Here is an 18,029-nt window from a genome sequence, read left to right as displayed (position 1 = left end):
GATGTCCCGGAAAGTCATCATCACGTGCGCAGTCACCGGTGGTGGATCGGATGTTCTTGCGAAGCATCCAAACATTCCGAAGACGCCATCGCAAATTGCGGATGCAGCGCTGGAGGCTGCTGAAGCGGGCGCTGCGGTCGTCCATATTCACGTTCGCGATCCCGACACCGGCGCTCCTTCCAACCGCTTTGAGCTCTATGAACAAGTCGTCAAGAGGCTCCGCGATGCTTCGACTGACGTTATCATCAACTTGACCAGCGGAATGGACGGCGAACTGGTGCTCGATTCGGTAGATCCGCTAAAGATCGGCATCGCAACCACGCTTAAGAAGCCGATAAGGCGCTGTCTCCATGCCGTCAAACTTCAACCCGAGCTAACTAGCTTGGATTGCGGCACGATGGCATTCGGGGAGCGGATTTTTGTTGCTCGAATGTCGGATCTGCGAGAGCTCGCGAAACTCGTGCGCGAAGCTGGGGTCAAGCCCGAGCTTGAGTGTTTCGATCTAGGGCACATCGAAACTGCCAAGCGACTCATATCGGAAGGCCTAATTGATGTTCCTCCCCTGTTCCAATTCTGCTTCGGCACCGGCTATGGTGCTCCTGCTGTTCCGCTTGCTCTGCAGACGATGCGAGAGCTTTTGCCTTCAGGGGCCCTCTGGGGTGGATTCGGTTGCGCTGCCGCCGAAATGCCCGTGGTCGCACAACTGGTCGCGATGGGTGGACATGTCCGGGTAGGACTGGAAGATAACATCTATCTTCGACGTGACGTGCTGGCATCCAACGCCGGGCTCGTCGAGAATGCAGCTGGTATCGTTGAGCGTATGGGGGCTAGTGTCGCGACACCGGCCGAGGCACGGGCAATTCTCGGTGTTGTAAAGCGCGGATGACCATTAAGTTCGCGCGTCAGCGCATTCGCTCCGCCGGTGCCAAGCTCATCTTATACCCATTATACCCAGCTGACGAATCCCCTCGACCAGCCCTTTGCGAAGCTCGAACATTTGCTCCCGACGGCTGCTGCGCGACGGCCACCGGCGTGATTCTGCGGCGAAATTGGCGGGCCTACAAGCCTTCACACCTGGAGAGTGTGCTAACTATTAACAACGTCAGACAGTTGAGCGCGGTAGGGGGTTCTCGTCTGACGGAGTTCACAGACCCAGCCTTTAGCCGGCCAGAATCAGCGATAACCGAAAATCGACCATCAGCCGATGAGGCCACATGACCGGGCCTGATCAAGAGTAATAAGGTGCGATGCGGTGTGTTTGGAAGGGCTTGCCAGCCATGTCCGTGATGCGGATCGGAAGGCGCCACTGCGCGCTATGGCGTCGGTCTGGCCTGTAGCGGTCGCGAGAGCGTCGAGCCGATGGCGGCGCGCCCGGAATCGACGGCCGCACAAGATCAATCGCTGCTGTAATCTTGGACAGCGGCGCCTAGTCGGATCAGAAAGGTGCTGGGTAAAGTACGCGAGATGGTCTTGCCGCCAATTTCGCATCGAAGCCTGGATTAGGGCACCGGCCCCTAGCCGCGGAAGCCATGGTCTGTTCGCGGCCCGTCTACCGAAACTTATGCGCCGGGCCGGCGCCGCCCGCCGTTGCGCTCGGATTGCCAAGCCGATTATACCACAGTCTCCGGAACTCGTTTGCTGCCTTATCTCCTAAAATCCGGGACTGCGATATCAGCATGATTCGAGTCTTTCTCGGACATGCCGACCTTGGATCGAGCGCGCGTTACGCACAGCCCGCACGACCAGTCCATCCGATGGGCGCTCTCCATCAGGATGGTCCCACCGACTGAACCGCGCAGATGCGCAGTGGCGGAGATCAGCCGGAGGTCGTATTCCCTGCCGCGCAGGGCTCTCATCCGACCAGCGCCGTGTCATGGCAGCCACGCGGGCCGCACAGCGACGCTCCGCGGCTATGTCGAGCGGTGCGACGACTGCGGCGTGGTTCGCGGCGCCTACAACAGCTATCACGATCGGCACTGTCCAAAGTACCAAGCCTCGCGCGTGCCCAATGGTTCGCCGTTTGCCAAGCCGACCTGCTGCCGGTGCGCTATTTCCATGTCGTTTTCACCGTGCCGCCGCCCGTGGCTGCCAACGCGCTGAAGAACAAGGCGGTGGTTTACGACATCCTGCTTCAGGCGGCAGCGTCCGGCTCATCAGCGCCGAACCGAAGCATCTCGGTGCCGAGCCCCGGGGTGATCGTCATTTTCCATATCCGGGCTAGGCTCTGACGCATCATCCGCCTGCCCATTGCCTCGTGCCGGGCGGCGGTATCGCAGCTAATGGAGACTGGGCTCGTTGTCGCCCTGCTTCTTCGTTGCCGTTCGCGTCCTGTCACGATTGTGTCGTCGGCCATCATGGATCGTCTGCAGGTAGCGTTCGATAACGCCAAGCTCCAGTTCTTCGGTCGCCCTCGCGCATCTGATCGAACGGGCGGCATTCGGCCGCTAACTGAATGCCGTGCGCAAGTTCGAATGGGTTGTCTACGTCTAATGGCGTGTGCCGGCGGCGAGACGTAAAGGCCGACGACGTCGCGCAGCTTGGCGACGCAGTTCGGATCGGTGGAGAGCTTGAATGTCTCCAGCCGGTGCGGCTGGAGCCTAAGGCCCGCCAGATGCGTTGCACCTTCGACACCGACAGGCCGCTGGCCTTCGCCATGCCCGAGAACTCCAATGAGTGGCGTTCTCGGGGCAGTTCCAGCGTCCGCACGATGACGCTAGCGCCAAGCCAGAACGCCCGCTTACCGACACGCCCGCTTGCCGAAGAAGAAACAGCCGCTTAACAGACTGACGCGAGGGCTAGCCGGCAGGCGGTCGTGATATCGTAGATGGGCAGCCTCGTCATACGACGGATGGCTGGCGTTACCGGCGGAAACCCAGTACATGTGAACACCAATGCTGCGATATCGGGATGCGCGGCACGGAGGCGTGCGACGCAGTTAGCGACATCTTTCTCAATGTCGGCGACGTCGGTCGGTTGTGGCGGACGCATCATGGCATTTTGCCACAACGTACCGCCTTCGACGCCGCCGATGACAATCCTCGTTCGCTCGGCCCGATCATTGACCCCAAGCAGATCCTCGCTGAACTGGCTTGAGTCGGCGGTCACTATAGCGAGCTTAGCGGCCGGTGACAGCTGGCGAAGCACCGTCGGCACCAGGAGCAAGCTCGACATCACGACGGGGACATTCACGGACGCGGCCACCGCCGCCTGATGTCGGATAGAGAAGCCGCAGTTCGAGCTGATTGCGACTGCGCCTCGCTCGACCAAATGCCGGGCAGCTGCGACGTACGCCGGCTCAAGCGCAGGATCGCCGCGCATGACAACATCAGCCCAAGCTCCCGCAACCGGTTCCGAGATGACAGGGAAGTTGAAAGTAGCCGAGCTCATCAGCGACCCCGGCCGGGGCGCGGCCGGCGGCGAGTCGGGCGGCGAACCACGTTCAAGGTCCAGAATTCCAAGACAGCTTCTTGTCGGGGACGGCATTCAATCCTCCATGTCGTTAATCCGGTGCCGGTATGGCCGAATTCTGCATCCTCATTTGGCGATTGCCGACCATTCACACAATGAGTGGCGGTGCAACCGAGAAGTCCTATTACCAATACTTCCGCGAAGAAACGGAAGCTAAGTTGCCCTTGCCGTCGCCCGAAGTGATCCCGGCTTCACAACGCACCTTACATATAGACCTAAGCACCTGGAGTTTCCTCTGGACTCCTGGGCGGCCTTGCCGCGCTAGATGCGGCAGGTATTCATGCGCTGAGGAACAGGGCGGCTCCAAGACGCGAATGCACCGACCGCACCAATCGTTTCCACCACGATCAGCTTTTTCATCTTAGACTTGTCAAGTTCGCTAGCTGAGTACCATTGGATTCGAGCGCGTCGGCGGACCACGCGGCGGAGATCGCTCGTCTGCAGCGCGAGAACGACCGGCTGCGCATGGAGCGCGATATTTTAAAGCCGAGAATGGTTTAGGTAACTCGTGAACCTCCTCCGAATCGATGGACACCCGTAGTAGGCTCGAAGAGCCAGGAGGTGTCGGATGGAAGGACGTCAACGTCGCTCGTTTACCGATGACTACAAGCGGAAAGCGGTTGATCTCGTAGCGTCTAGGGGTCGCTCGATCGGCTCGGTTGCCAAGGAACTTGGCTTGCGTGATTCCGTGCTACGGCGGTGGGTGGAGCAGCGAGGGGCCCGGCTGGAGCCGACGGCGGCGGCGCGGCGCCCCGCAACGCAGGCGACGCTGCCGTCGGAGCGCGCCCTGAGAGCCAGCGGGCCATTGCCAAGCGTAAGCTCGTCGACGACATCAAGCGGGTTCATCGCGACACAAACGGCCGCTACGGAAGCCCGCGCATCCATGCTGAACTGAGAGCCCAAGGCCGTGGAGCGAGCCGTGGCCGCATCGAGCGGTTGATGCGTGGTCACGGTATCAGAGCCATCATGGCGAGGCCGCGGCGGGTGCGCACCACCGACAGCCGTCACGATTTCCCGATCGCGGCGAACTTGCTCGAGCGCAACTTCGTCGCCGCCGCGCCGAACCACATCTGGCTCGCCGACATCACCTATATCCAGACTGATCAGGGCTGGCTCTATCTGGCCACGGTCATGGACCTCTACAGCCGCAAGATCGTCGGCTGGGCGATGGCGGATCATTTACGCGCCGAGCTGCCTCTGGCGGCGTTGCGGATGGCAATCGCGGCGCAGCGGCCAAATGCCGGCCTGATCCACCATTCCGATCGCGGCGTTCAATATGCCTCGACGGATTATCGCAAGCTGATGCAAGCCACCGGCCTAAGGGCCTCGATGAGCCGCAAGGGCGACTGCTATGACAATGCTCCGATCGAGAGCTTCTTTCACACGCTCAAGACGGAGCTCGTTCACCACCGGCACTATGAAACGCTGGAAGAAGCCACACGAGATCTCTTTGCCTATATCGAGGGCTTCTACAACCGAATTCGTCGTCACTCCGCCATCGGCTTTATCAGCCCGATCGAGATGGAGCTAAAAGCAGCTTAATCCTGTCCATTTTTTCGGTGGAAGATCACTCGCTCAATAACCGATAAGAGCTTCTTCACCAGAATGGGTAGTGTGACGCTATTTGTCGGTGACGTATGGTCACGTAGTCCAACACGATTGCAGGAGGTGCGGCAATGACAAGCTTGCTAGATCAGCTGAAAATTTGTCGCGTTATCCAATTGCATGACGATGCCGCTGCTGCAAAAGGCATTAAGCTCTTGTTAGGATTCGAGTTTGACGAGTATATCTCAATCACGCGCGTTACTCCAACAAAGGCCCCGACCTTCCCGAATTTCCGACCAGATCGCTCGCCGATTAAGTCAGGCGAAGGTTATTGGCTCATAGGTGTCGACGAGAATGATGGGATCTCACTTTCAAACGCTGCTCGGCTGTATGATCTTTCTCGCAGCAATTTCGCAGAACATCTTCAGTCCCTGAACGCATTTTATGCTCAGCCCGCCTTACATGCGCATCCTCAGGACCGTTGTATATGCGTCGCGCCAAGTGCGAGCAAGCTGACGGGCAAAGTAGCTTATAACGGGGATCTTTGGGTGCGCGCCGACCTTAGAGGAACGGGCCTGGCCCAGATCGTCACACGAATAGCGCACCGCGTGTCGTTCACCATGTGGGCTCCTGACTTTCTATGCGCGCTTGTGGGGCGCTGGCGAGTGGCGAAGGGCCTTCCGCAGTACCATCACGGTGAGCCGGGCGGGGCGATGTTGCAGCTGGTGGAAGAGGGCGTTTTAGAGGACAATTGGCTCGTCTGGGTGACCGGCGAGGAGTTGAGAAACAGAATCGATCGTCATGACGAAAGCAAGCTGCTTCTGGCCTTGTCACCTCCGCCGGCGACGACTCCGCGGCTCTTTGGAAGTCGTACGGAACGTGGAGCGATGCTTCGAAAATAGTTTTGAGGGCAACGACGGGCAAGTTGAGCGTCATTTGCTTCCCGACACTTGCAATATCGCGTGAGAGGCTAGACATCAGCGCCCAGCTGCTAGTCTGGTCGCGCGTCAGATAAGCGGGACATAGCAGACGATTAGGATTGTGCCCTGCCCAATCATCCCCGAGAGAAGTTGACCTTGGCAGCTGGCCGCGAATGGCCGCCGCATACTCGTGAATTCTTGGACAAACGCAGCTAGCTCAAACCACCGCTGTTCCAAGTTCTGCTCGCTTGTGATCGCCATCATCGCTTTAGCAAGCAGCGGCCCGGCCGGTAGCGCATATAGCCTGCGAAGTCGTGGAGCGGCGGGGCAAGGTGTTCACCAATGCTGATGTGATCACAATCTGGCCAGCCTCTTTGCCCCGATGCACCGATGATTTGGAACATTCGGAAGGGCTGACGAAGCCAGAGCACATCAGTGAATAATACGATGTAGCACCAGAAGTCTGTTGAGGAAGGTTTGAACGGCGCGCGATGAATTGGATGTTGTCGCCGTTCAGGAGGCAAATCTCCCCGTGAGTAAAGTGTCATCCTCTAGTGCGGCCCAAACCGTCACCGTCCGCTGGCTCCATTTCGTCGTTTCCTTGCCAGCCGAACTTGACGGTATCGGCGTGCCTGGCTTCACGAATGGAGCCAGTAAGGCAATCGGAAGGCGAATCCGCCGCCGGCCTCATCGAACAAGACGTAGGCGTCCGCGAGCCATGTCCTAGCCCGGCGTCTCGATGACCTGACATCTGCCGCGAATGCTCATGCCGGTGCCGCCAGAAGCTTGAAAAGCCGGACTAGATTGTAGGCTGCGAGCCAGGACGAAGACGGTATCAACGCGGTGGAGGTCTCGCAGCTTGGCCTTGGCAACCCTGCGGAGCCCTTGATCCAGCCGAAGACTTCTTGATGCGTTTGCGGCGTTGGCTGACTCGTGCCGCTGTGACGCGTGGTACGCGCGTCGATCGCCGTCTTGCGCCGCTTACCAGTCCTGCTCAGATGTCCGAAGTGCGTGACATCATAGGCCTTATCCCTCCCCAGAGTGATCCGCTTCGCGCCCCCGCGGGAGTCGACATCACGGGCGCCAACAGATGGTCCGAGACCGATCTTCTGCCTGTTGGAGCTTTGCGGCTGGCGCGCAATTGCGCGACGCGCTCGGCACCTGACACGTTGCCATTTGGATTTCAAGAGAAACCCGAATGGCGATGTTCACGGAGAGCCAGAGGGCGCAGCCCACTAGAACAAATTATGAACATCGGGCACTGGCGAGCCGCGCCCGACCTTTACCGGCTCCGCGCAAGCGAAATCTCCCGTTCGGCAGCGCCGGTCGCTTGGCTCACCCCACGTAAAACCATTGCGGTTCTCCATCAGAGTGTGCCCCATATGGCTCAGCTTGCCCGGGTGGCCGTTCCCCCTTCTTGTAGAGCCGCCCCTCGGGACCGTCGTGCTCGCATGCGTCTCAGTTGGATCGCTTCTCCTTGCGGAAGGTGCGCTCAGCGCTGCGTTCCGGACCGTCCTGTCTTTGTCAGCGCCATTCTCCTTCCGGAAGCTCTTGGTCGAGGCCCAGCTTCAGTCAAAGTACGATCCACCGAGAACTGACCGCTCGATAGCAGGCGCGTGAGTTGCGCCAAAAGCGCGTGCAGGAACTTGGCTTGTCGCTCCCCCTCATCGCGCCCCGTTAAATCCTGTCGATAGAGAATCACGATGCGAAACGAAGCTGAGCGCCTCGCTGTGAACAAAGGTCCGCACGTCCGCACGTCTGTGTTGATCCCCTACGGCCGCTTCCTGCGTAAGCCTGCCCAAGGTGAATGGCCCCGAATACGCGTGCTCGGCCATCGGCATTGGCCTCCGACAGAACCCGCTTCTTGTGGGCGCCGATCTTTCCCGGCGCCAGGCTTCCAGTGTCCCGCCTCAGGTTCTTACACTTCGTCGGACCGGGGGGACTGATCTGGAGCCCTCTGCAATCGAACGAACTGTCTCCCCCGCATGAGCCCGTGCCAAGGCCTTTTCGCGGAGCGTCATCCATGCTGGCCTCGGTGTTCCAGCACGGAGTTTGAGGAATCTCCATTAAAGTCAAAAAACAAACTGCTACAAGCTCCGCTGGGCGTCGCCTTCACTCTCGAAGCGATGGTGGTCCATGACGGCACGGTCGTGATTCTCGAGTTTGACGCCATCACAGGCACCAAGACGGGCACCAAACGATTGGTAAGGGCCGCGTGACTTTCGTGAAGGTTCAGATTGGCCGAGTGTGCACCTGCACCCGATCGCCGGTGCCGGCAACACCACAACCAAGGTACCTTAGCGGTGACCCGCCGCCGGCAGTTGACCGCAGGCTCGGCGAGAGGCTTGGCGCGAACATCTTCGTTGCGGTCATGGGCGGATCCAGCTTGTCATTCGCTCTGGTGAGCGTGGACCGAGCACCTTGGGTACTGGATCCCGAAGCATAACGCGGTCTTTAGCTTTCTTGACCACGCCAAGCAGCTCCTAGTTTCCGACAGCGCCCTGGTTCGGTGAGCAGGGCCTGCCTCCATGACTCTATCGGTTGCGACTCTCGCCCTTGCATTCTGGACGGGCAGACTTTGAGTTCTGCACGAATCTACTTACGCCTGCGCGGGTTCGGTAATACATAAGTATCGAATGACGCGAGATGTGCTTCGCTCGCTTTCAAGGCGTCAAGCGCGCGGGTGCCTTGTTTGGCCGCGATAAGCTCTATGAGACACTCGACCGCTGCGAACACGGGAGTCATTGTGTGGAAGAACGAAGGTGTTTCAGTTCGAACGCAAATCACAACTTCGGACAGCTTGGCGACCGGAGATAACTCGCTGTCGGTCACCGCGACTACCTTTGCACCGCGCGACACCGCGAACTCGGAAGCCTGCACCGTATAGCGCGTGTATGGGCTGACCGTAACCGTCAGTAAAACGTCTCCTCGGCGGACTGACCTGAGCGCATCATTCGGCGTGCCGCCTATTCCCTCGATCAGTATCGTGGGGGAGCCTAGCAACGAGCAGGCATAATGGATTAAATAAGCTGCAGGAAAACTCGAGCGGAGGCCAAGACAAAAAATGGTTCGCGCATCGGCAATGACATCCGCGGCTGCGCCCAGCGCTGTAATTGCGGAGGGCTGCGCAAGCTGTCTAAGATGTCCATGCAAAGCATCGATTGTATCACCGATGATGCCGGCATCGCCTTCGGCCTCTCGTCTTACCAGCAGCTGCTCTGCGCGCCCGGCGAAGCTTTCTGGTCGTTCTCTAACGGTGTCCGCGAATATTTCTTTCAATCTATCGAAACCCGCGAACCCGAGGCGTTTCGCACAACGTGTTAGTGTCGCGGGAGACACTCCAGCCTGGCGCGCCTGCTCCCGCATCGAAAGCAATGCGACCTCTGTCGGATGGTCGTGTAGCCAACGTGCCGCAACTTTCATTTGGCGCGGCATCCGCTCGTAGCTGCCCCTGATGGCTACTGCGATGGGAGAACCCATTGCGACACTACCCCCCGCTGTTGAGCCGAGAGGCGCTAAGCATAGGCGCATCTTCGCTCGAAGCGTACACTGTTTCGCTCACCGATCTTAAGTGGCTAGAATGATCTTTTCGCGACAGAAGCTCGAGAACACTATCACGGTGTGACGAAAGCCAATCGAAAAGCCAAGTTGTGCTGTGTTTTACACCATCGATTCTCCGCAACCGGGGTTGCCGCCCCTTTCTGCGCGATTAGACGTCGAAAGCCGCAATCGTCTGAGGGCAACGCGCTCGCCACCGTTGGAATTCTGCATGCGCAGAGTGACACCCAGCGGCAGCTAGCGCAACCTTCAGGCCAGAATTACGCGTGCCCAGCCTTAGGGATGCCGACTCCGAAATATCGCCTGTGGGCGACATCGATGATGCGATTGATCAAGCTCGAGAAGCTGTATCCTGCGGTCGTCGCAGCTAAGAAGTAAGAGGCCCGAATACTGAGTGACGGGTCGGCGTTGATCTCTAGGACAAAGGGCTGGCCAGAGCTGTCAACCCGCAGATCGACGCGGGCGTAGTCTCGGCACATGCACGCACGAAACGTCGCAACAGAGATATCCCGCAGCTTCGTCTCAAGTTCATCTCCGACTTGTGCCGGACAAATCTTCGGCGGCTCCGTGCCCACAATATGTCTCTTGTCTTCCCAAGTGATAAAACGTGTTTCTCGATCCCCGAAATTATGCTCCACCAGTGGCAGTCCCTCGTGTTCTTCGTTACCCAGCAGCGCGACACAGAGTTCGCGCCCCTCGATGTATTCTTCCACCAGGGCATCCTGCGCATATCGGGTGACGGTCGCTTCTACGGCCTGCCTCAACTGAGTGGGCTCATGGACGAGCTGCAAGCCCAAGCTGAGGTGTTCGTGACGCGGCTTCACTACCACGGGAAACCGCAGGTCTCCGATGCTCTCGGAGCCGCGACGCATCACGCGGAAGTTGGGCGTTGGCACTCCACATTCGCGGAGGAGCTTTTTGGTGATGACCTTATCCAATGTCAGCCCGTGCCCGAGTGGGCTCGATCCGGTGTAAGGAACGCCGGCCATCTCGAGCATGGCCGGGACATGTGTGCAACGGTACTCGCCCTGAATTCCGGCGGCCATATTGAAGACCATCCCGGATGGACGGCCTTGCGGATCGGGGGGCATGAACCGCTCGAGAGTAGCGAGTAGTCCTTTATCACCCTCGCACACCTCCGTGGTATGGCCGCTCTCTTGCAGCGCTGCCACGATGCTTTCGACAATCATGCTTGCGACCGAGACGCGCCGGTACTCCTTCGGAGGAGAGCGGCCAAACCGGTTGATCACGCCACTGTAGTCATTGTTCCAAACGACGGCTACCCTCATAAGTTCTCCTTAATGTTTACCCGCTGTCATCTTCTTCGAATGGACAGCTGTCTGGCTCCCGCGCGCCCTCTGTCTTGATAGATCAATCCCGTCAACCGGTTTTGCTCGCTTCAATACAGGAAATCGAGATACCGAACCGCGTCCAGGCAATTGGGATGCCAACGAAGGTGGTGCGAGCGAGAGTGGAGCACTATGTGTTTCGCGCCTCCCAAGCGGAGCCCAGCGACCTGCTATATGGGATTCTCAACATCGGCGTCGTCAACCGGACACGATCGGACGACAATGTTCGTTGCTTGATCCGACAATCGCGACTATCCGCTTCTGTCGAGGACATCGCAGGTCTGGCCAGGGGCCTCTTTCGGTACGATGCGGACGCATTTCCCCCTTCAGAGCGTAGATCCGCGAATTCGGGACTGGGCGCCAAGCTGGACATCGCCGGTGTGCTCTCGCGGGCAGCCGCTCGATGGCTCGAACTAGTCAGTCTGTCAACATAGCCCCAAACGGCGCCGCACGAACTCGCGGTGCCAATGCTAGGGCACACTAAGGCTAACGCTCCTCCGATAGCCGCTTGTTGCCCTAGGCCGTCAATTATGCTTCGGGTAAATGGCCTAACCAGCAAGTGCGCTCGAGGTGCGGTCGGAAAAGATCTTATCGGGAGTCTTGCTTTGATGATAGCGCACGTATAAGCAACCATCAGCTCCCAGGTCGAGGAGCTCGATCTTTCTTGCGTAATGCGACATGATGTATTTGAACGTCTTTCGACCCGCTGAGACGCTGATAGATACCGCCTGCAATTTCCACTCCGCGACGCAGTGGAGCGGACCGGTTGATGAACTGCACCCCTGCAGACAAGGAGCGAACCTTGCGCTTCGCATCGATCGAGAGTTCTCCGATGCGAGCGAAATGTACGACGATCACCGCGGTCTTACCTGCTTCACGCATGCATCGTAACAAAACGGGGCAGAACACGACCTTGAAACCGCTTGGGCGCAAATGCGAAGGTTGTTGTGCCAAATCGAATAGAGCCCAAACGCGGGACCGGCAGCAGATGATCAAGAAGTTTGTCGAGTGTGGCAGTGCTCGGCATGACGGGTAGCCTCCCGATATCAGGAACCTTCGTCATCTCAGGATGGCCAATATATTGCGCGACCCGAGCGAAATCAGGTGCGACTTCATCGGAGGGCTTGCTGACTATTTCGTTTGCGAAAGCAGTAACGGCAATACGAAGCGCAGCGGTCCGTTACCAGCAACAAGCCGGTCGGGGCGCACTTGTGCCGGAGCCGGGTACTACCGTATTGTCACGCTCGCCGCTCGTGTCCAGGCTGCCGGGACTCTTGAACTGCTTCAACGAAGGATCCACAGTGTACTTGAGCTGCTCGTGATGGCCGCTGTCGGTTATCTGTTTGTGACATGATGTTATGCTGTTGGCCTCCAGCCTCGGTCGCTAACGTCGCGAGTATCCTGGATGAAAGTCATGACGGTGGCGTGAGGCGACGGGCCGCACTGCACCTCTACCGTATTGTTCCGGACTGTTCGAGCACTTGCCATTTTAAACACTTTGCCCAAGCCAAGGAGACTCGCGTGGCCAACAGGAAGCTTTGCTGTGTCCGAGCAATTGGCGTGCCACCAAGAACGTACGGAGCCTTGGTTGAACGAGGCAACATACACTTTCGCATGCCCCGGCGGAGTACATCGTGAGATATGTGTCACGCTCTCAACATAGACGTCTTCAACCGGACACGGCTAACACGACAGCAGAACTATCGCTTAAGAATGTCGACTCGTACGTTGCGCTTGAACCTGTGCTTCAATGGCGCACGATTTTAGACTAATGCGATCGGCATCGGGTGCTATTTGCTGCGCGATAAGGGTGCGTTGCCTCACCACGTCCAATGAGCGAGCGCAGGGCTAACGTTTGTAGTAGGTTCGTAAGTGGCAAGCTAAATTTAGTTGATGCCCGAAATCGGGTGGCATGGCCCTTGCTTCGCGGATGGCGGAAACCCCGTGAAGTAGCTCTCGTGAACACAACATGTTCGGAGCGGAAGGAAGTTGGCGGGATGCAGCTTCTTGGACCGCCTTTTCAGCGGCCAGGCTTGATGAAGAACGAACGTATGGTTCCACTTATCGGGGCTGCCGCGCTCTTCATGGAGAGCATGGATTCCACGGTAATTGCGACCTCGCTGCCGGCGATCGCCGCCGACATCGGCACCAGCCCGCTAACGCTCAAGCTTGCGATAACCTCTTACCTTCTGTCGCTTGCAGTGTTCATCCCATTGAGCGGCTGGACCGCAGACCGTTTCGGCGTGCGCATCGTGTTCTCAGGCGCCATCGGCGTGTTCATTCTGGGCTCGGTCTGCGGGGCACTATCCTCCTCGATAACCGAACTTGTATTTGCACGCATCCTGCAGGGTCTAGGTGGTGCCATGATGACGCCGGTTGCGCGACTGGCGCTCTTGCGCTCGGTCGATAAGAGCGCATTGGTAAATGCGATGGCCTGGGTGACTGTCCCCGCGTTGGTCGCCCCGTTGATCGGGCCGCCGCTCGGCGGCTTCATCTCGACCTATTTATCCTGGCACTGGATTTTTCTGATCAACGTTCCGATCGGCTTGGTCGGGATCTTCATGTCCCTGAAATATATCGATCCCATCAAAAGCGCCAATCGCGAGCGTTTCGATTTCTGTGGCCTGATGCTCGCAGGCACCGGCCTTGCCGCCATCGCGTTCGGCGTATCGGTCGCAGGACTCAACCTGTGGCCATGGTCAGCGAACGCAGCGCTGGTCGGGTTCGGCTCTCTGTTGATGATGCTCTACGTAATGCATGAGCGGCGCACCACTTCTCCAGTGCTGGACTTTACGCTGCTGCGCTTGCCAACGCTGCGGGCCGCGATTGCGGGCGGCTTCCTATTCAATGTCGGCATTGGTGCGCTGCCGTTCCTGCTCCCGCTCCTCATGCAGGTCGGGTTCGGGCTAACCCCTTTCCACTCTGGCCTCGTCACGTTCGCCTCCACCTTCGGTGCCATGGCTATGAAGACTCTTGCTGCGCGCTTCCTTCGCGCCTTCGGCTATCGGTATGTCATGACATTCAATGCGCTCGTCTCGTCGTTCTTCCTCGCGGCGTGCGCCCTCTTCACAGGGACGACGCCGCTGCTGCTAATCATGATCACCCTAGTCGTCGGTAGCTTCTTCTACTCGCTGCAGTTTACAGCGATCAACACAATCGCCTACGCCGAGGTTGAGACCGCGAAGACAGGTCGCGCCATCATATTGGTGAGCCTCAACCAGCTTTTGGCAGTGTCTGTCGGTGTCTCGGTCGGAGTGTTCTCGATCGAGACTACGCTCGCGCTGCATCACACAACCGAGCTATCTGCAGACGTTTTGGCGCCAGCATTCGTTGTCGCCGCGATCATCTCGGCGGCATCGGGTGGGTTATTTTGGCAGATGCCCGACGATGCCGGTTGCGAAATCTCCGGCCGCAAGGCAATCGAGAGTTCTTCCCGAAGAAGGGGCCGCCGCCGCTGGTTAACCACGGGAGACGCGCAGGAGATGCTTGACCGGCTGGACTGATGTTGTGATATTGGCGGTCAAGCTAAAATCAAATTACGATAGCGCCTCGATCGGGGGGGGCGGCTGCTTCAGGTCAATACCAGATCCCACCATGATGTTATGCGCGTATACAGGTAACAAACAGCCGGCCGACAATTATGAAACGACACAAATTTTAAAGTCGAAAATGTCTTTCGAGGTACGACGAATGTCGCTCATAGTTTACGTTAGGTGGCATGCAACCAAGTGTTTGCCAAGTTCTCGAAGTAGGGGTTCTTCGACACGGCACCGATCAATCGCCAAGGGACATCGAGTGTGGAATCGGCACCCGGATGGAGGATTGATCGGGCTCGGCACATCTCCCTTCACCGGTGCCGCCTTTCGTGTTTGGCGCGGCCGCGGCGCAGGTACGGAGGAAATGAGTGCCCGAGTGTAAGGATGCAGAGGAGCTGAGAATATGGACGATCGTGATGCTATCTCAACGATCTTGCCTAGGTACATGACCGCTACCCGATCGGAGATATGTCGGACCACGCTGAGGTCATGAGCGACGAATAAATACGTTAATCCGAATTCTCTCTGAAGATCCTTCAACAAGTTGACGATCTGAGCCTGGACGGAAACGTCCAAAGCAGAAACCGGCTCATCGCACACAACAAATTGCGGCTTCAACGCAAGTGCACGGGCGATACCGATTCGCTGGCGCTGCCCGCCCGAAAATTCGTGCGGGAAACGGCCTGCGTGCGATCTTGCCAAGCCCACCAAATCGAGGAGCTCGAGAATCCGAGCCTCTTTGCTCGACGAGCTCATGCTAGCGATTTCCATAGGCTCGCCCAAGAGATCGCGAACTCTCATCCGCGGGTTAAGAGAACTGTACGGATCCTGAAAGATGATTTGGAAATTCTTCCGCCTCGCTCTGAGCGCGTTCCCGGACAGACCGGCGATATCCTCACCATCGAAGCGGATGCTTCCGGCTGTCGGATCAAGCAGTCGAACGAGTAGCCGGGAGGTCGTTGACTTGCCACATCCCGACTCGCCAACGAGGCCCAACGTCTCGCCGCGACGGATATCAAAGGAAATATCATCGACCGCGCGAACGGATACCCCCCGCTGGGAGATCATGCTACCTTTGGTGACCGGGAAGTGTTTCACCAACCCCTTCACCGCGACAAGTGGCGCATCGAGGGTAACCGCCGCGGGCGACTGGGGGATCTGCTGGATCATTTCATCACCGCGAGGCATGGGCGAATTTCCCGTGCGAGATCTTGTGACGGATGCAGGCCGCGCGGTGGTTTGGTGAAGATCCAACGAGTTCAGGTATTGCCAGCTTGCAGGGTGGAATCGCATGAGGACAGCGAGGGTGGAAGCGGCAGCCCTCGGGCCATGCTCCGGGTGATGGGACGGAGCCCTCGATCGTATGCAGTCGGTCGACATGTTCGTCGATATGCGGAATACTCCGCAAAAGGCCCTCTGTGTAGGGGTGGAGCGGTTGGTCGAATAGGTCGGCGGAACTGGATTCCTCGACAATTCGACCAGCGTACATGACCATAACCCGTTCCGCGAAATCGGCGATCACGCCTAGATCGTGGGTGATGATGATCACTGACATTCCCGTATCGGCCTGTAGCTTCCGCAAGAGTTCGAGGATTTGCGCCTGAACCGTGACGTCCAGAGCCGTCGTTGGCTCATCGGCGATCAGTAGCTTGGGCTTCATGGCTAGCGCCATGCCAATCATCACACGCTGAAGCATGCCTCCCGACATCTGATGGGGATAGTCGTCAATCCGCCGCTCCGGCGACGGAATCCCCACCACGTCCAGGATCTGGATGGCTCTTTTCCTCGCCGCCGCGCGCGTGGTGCGCTCGTGATAGATGATGGCCTCCATGATCTGCTCGCCCGCGGTGAAGACCGGATTCAGAGAGGTCATCGGCTCCTGAAATATCATGGCGATATCGTTTCCGCGTATCGCCCGCATTTCGGATTCGGAGTGCCGGAGGAGATCTTGTCCCTGGAAGAGCACGGTCCCGCCGGTCACGAAAGCGACCCTGGGTAGAAGCCTCATGACCGAAAGCGCCGTCAGACTCTTCCCGCAACCTGACTCGCCTACGATCCCGAGAACCTCACCTTGGGCTACGTCGAAGGTGACGCCATCGAGCAGGGGAACGGGCTCGCCTCGACGTATGGAAAGCGAGACAGATAGGTCACGAACGGAAATAAGCGGTGAGTGAATGTCAGCCATGGTCGACGAACGGATAGGACGTGGCGGTCGGGGCGAACTTGTACGGGAGCGTCTTGAGATCCGCCGGTCCCCAGTCGGGCGTGTCGATGATGACGATCTCCTCGGCCAGAGTCTCGTAGACCGCACGGAAGTGAGTCTTGGATCGAAGGACGATGATGGCGAAATCCTGCGCTCGCATGCCAAACTGAACGAATGGGTCCTCATCAATCGCCGTGCTCGGCACTGTGGTGACGCTCACGATAATGCCTCCGATATCAAACACAGCAGTTGGACCGAGGTCGACTTTGGAGCCGCGGCCCATCGGACCGCTGACCGGATAGCGCTTTTCGCCCGCCTGCAGGATTCTGGCTTCGACCGCGATCGGCCCGCCTGACCTTGACGACGTGTGGCCACCCAGGTTCAGGCGAATGGTTTTCCCCACCCCAGCCTTGCAGGCAGCGGCGGCGCTTTGTGGATCCCAGAGGAACGGGACGGCGGCATTGCGCGCGCCCTGGCGCATCAACTCACGCAGTACGTATGTGGAGTCGTGCATCCGGTCGGCATGCTCGAGCAAGACAATCGGCGCCCTGGCCGATTTTGCTCTTTGGAGCCCGTAAGCCACACCTTCCTCGAGATTTCGAACCAAGCCCGGAATGTGGAGTTCGCGACGAGCCTTGCGGATGCTCTCGCTCAAGCCAATTGCGGTCCTCTGGGCAAGGCTCCGGTCACCGTCCGCAACCGCCACGACCGAGAATCCGCAGTTCGGCACGTCCGCATAGGAGAATCCTGCAAATACCGAGACATCCAACAGCCCGGGAGTCCTTTGGGGTAGTTCGATCGAGCGCTCAACGAAACTGGCAAGAGGATGCAAGTTCGTCGCGCTGAAAATGCTTGGCACCATGACGCCCGGTCGAGCGATCGCTGTCACCGGATTGATCTCACCTCGCAACGTCCTGACGAGGCATCTGGCCGCGCGCCTGCCGGTGTCGCCCATGTCAATATGAGGAGAATAGTGGTAGCCGAAGGTGGCAGTTGCGTCAGCGATCGTCGATGCATCAAGATTGCCGTGGTAGTCGAGCGCGAGCATAATAGGAACGTCCGGTCCCACGGCATTGCGTACCAAGCGCACCATGTCGCCATCGGGATCAAGGCGTGTCGGCGTTGTACATGCCCCGTGAAGATCAAGGAGCACGCCATCGAGCGAATCCCGGTGGGCCTTCAGTCCGTCCACGATAACTTGGCAGTAATGGTTGAACGCGTCATCTGCTGCGGGCCCCGCGGCGCTGCCTGGCGCCTTGACGATCGGCACCATCTCGATGCGTTCGCGCTCACAAATATCAATGAACCCGCCGAGGACGGTTTCCGTTCCCCGGTAACGCTGCAACATCTGACTTCCTCGAGACTCCGCACGCTCGAAATCCTCTAATGTCGTCAGATTCGACAGGAAGCTGACCGACTCCTGAACGAACCCAGCAATGGCTACTTTCAC

At 58.5% G+C, this 18,029-nt stretch carries 9 protein-coding genes and 5 pseudogenes; 5 read left to right on the top strand and 9 right to left on the bottom strand.

Annotated features, from left to right (window positions below):
• Window position 1 precedes the first annotated feature (1 nt).
• Window positions 2-886: a 3-keto-5-aminohexanoate cleavage protein gene (locus tag ACVWY3_RS23315; RefSeq protein ID WP_456840575.1), complete on the top strand. Its 885-nt coding sequence runs from the start codon at window positions 2-4 to the stop codon at window positions 884-886.
• 963 nt (window positions 887-1,849) lie between these two features.
• Window positions 1,850-2,445, top strand: a pseudogene (locus tag ACVWY3_RS23310) (IS91 family transposase); the annotation flags it as partial.
• Window positions 2,446-2,488: 43 nt separating this feature from the next.
• On the opposite strand, the pseudogene ACVWY3_RS23305 reads toward ACVWY3_RS23310, so the two are convergent.
• Together ACVWY3_RS23305 and ACVWY3_RS23300 are read right to left on the bottom strand one after the other, a co-directional pair.
• A pseudogene (locus ACVWY3_RS23305) lies at window positions 2,489-2,619 on the bottom strand (IS630 family transposase); the annotation flags it as partial.
• Between the two features lie 156 nt (window positions 2,620-2,775).
• Window positions 2,776-3,483 carry a hypothetical protein gene (locus tag ACVWY3_RS23300; RefSeq protein ID WP_456840574.1) on the bottom strand — a complete coding sequence of 236 codons (708 nt, stop codon included), beginning with the start codon at window positions 3,481-3,483 and terminating at the stop codon, window positions 2,776-2,778.
• 553 nt (window positions 3,484-4,036) lie between these two features.
• On the opposite strand from ACVWY3_RS23300, the pseudogene ACVWY3_RS23295 reads away from it, so the two are divergent.
• Window positions 4,037-5,010 (top strand): annotated as a pseudogene (locus ACVWY3_RS23295) (IS3 family transposase).
• Window positions 5,011-5,144: 134 nt separating this feature from the next.
• Window positions 5,145-5,915: a hypothetical protein gene (locus ACVWY3_RS23290; protein ID WP_456840573.1), complete on the top strand. Its 771-nt coding sequence runs from the start codon at window positions 5,145-5,147 to the stop codon at window positions 5,913-5,915.
• Between the two features lie 782 nt (window positions 5,916-6,697).
• On the opposite strand, the pseudogene ACVWY3_RS23285 reads toward ACVWY3_RS23290, so the two are convergent.
• From ACVWY3_RS23285 to ACVWY3_RS23270, 4 genes and pseudogenes are all read right to left on the bottom strand, one after another.
• Window positions 6,698-6,985: pseudogene (locus ACVWY3_RS23285) on the bottom strand (IS5/IS1182 family transposase); the annotation flags it as partial.
• Between the two features lie 245 nt (window positions 6,986-7,230).
• A pseudogene (locus tag ACVWY3_RS23280) lies at window positions 7,231-7,599 on the bottom strand (IS5/IS1182 family transposase); the annotation flags it as partial.
• Between the two features lie 929 nt (window positions 7,600-8,528).
• A complete protein-coding gene (locus ACVWY3_RS23275) occupies window positions 8,529-9,413 on the bottom strand; it encodes a MurR/RpiR family transcriptional regulator (protein ID WP_456840572.1) in 885 nt (294 codons plus the stop codon).
• Between the two features lie 338 nt (window positions 9,414-9,751).
• Entirely contained in the window at window positions 9,752-10,780 is a 1,029-nt protein-coding gene (locus ACVWY3_RS23270) for a D-alanine--D-alanine ligase family protein (protein WP_456840571.1), read from the bottom strand.
• Between the two features lie 2,096 nt (window positions 10,781-12,876).
• On the opposite strand from ACVWY3_RS23270, the gene ACVWY3_RS23265 reads away from it, so the two are divergent.
• Window positions 12,877-14,343: an MFS transporter gene (locus tag ACVWY3_RS23265; protein WP_456843434.1), complete on the top strand. Its 1,467-nt coding sequence runs from the start codon at window positions 12,877-12,879 to the stop codon at window positions 14,341-14,343.
• Window positions 14,344-14,544: 201 nt separating this feature from the next.
• Here the strand turns inward: ACVWY3_RS23265 and ACVWY3_RS23260 are convergent, their stop codons facing one another.
• Genes ACVWY3_RS23260 through ACVWY3_RS23250 form a run of 3 tightly spaced genes read right to left on the bottom strand, consistent with a single transcriptional unit; the run spans window position 14,545 to window position 18,029 of the window.
• Window positions 14,545-15,546, bottom strand: a complete 1,002-nt coding sequence (locus ACVWY3_RS23260; protein ID WP_456840570.1) for an ABC transporter ATP-binding protein — start codon at window positions 15,544-15,546, stop codon at window positions 14,545-14,547.
• 4 nt (window positions 15,547-15,550) lie between these two features.
• A complete protein-coding gene (locus tag ACVWY3_RS23255; protein WP_456840569.1) occupies window positions 15,551-16,561 on the bottom strand; it encodes an ABC transporter ATP-binding protein in 1,011 nt (336 codons plus the stop codon).
• Window positions 16,554-18,029: a M81 family metallopeptidase gene (locus ACVWY3_RS23250; protein WP_456840568.1), complete on the bottom strand. Its 1,476-nt coding sequence runs from the start codon at window positions 18,027-18,029 to the stop codon at window positions 16,554-16,556. Before ACVWY3_RS23250 ends, ACVWY3_RS23255 begins: the two co-directional genes overlap by 8 nt.

This window comes from Bradyrhizobium sp. USDA 4486 (genome assembly GCF_054057995.1).
This window is presented reverse-complemented; position numbering and strand designations above follow the sequence as displayed.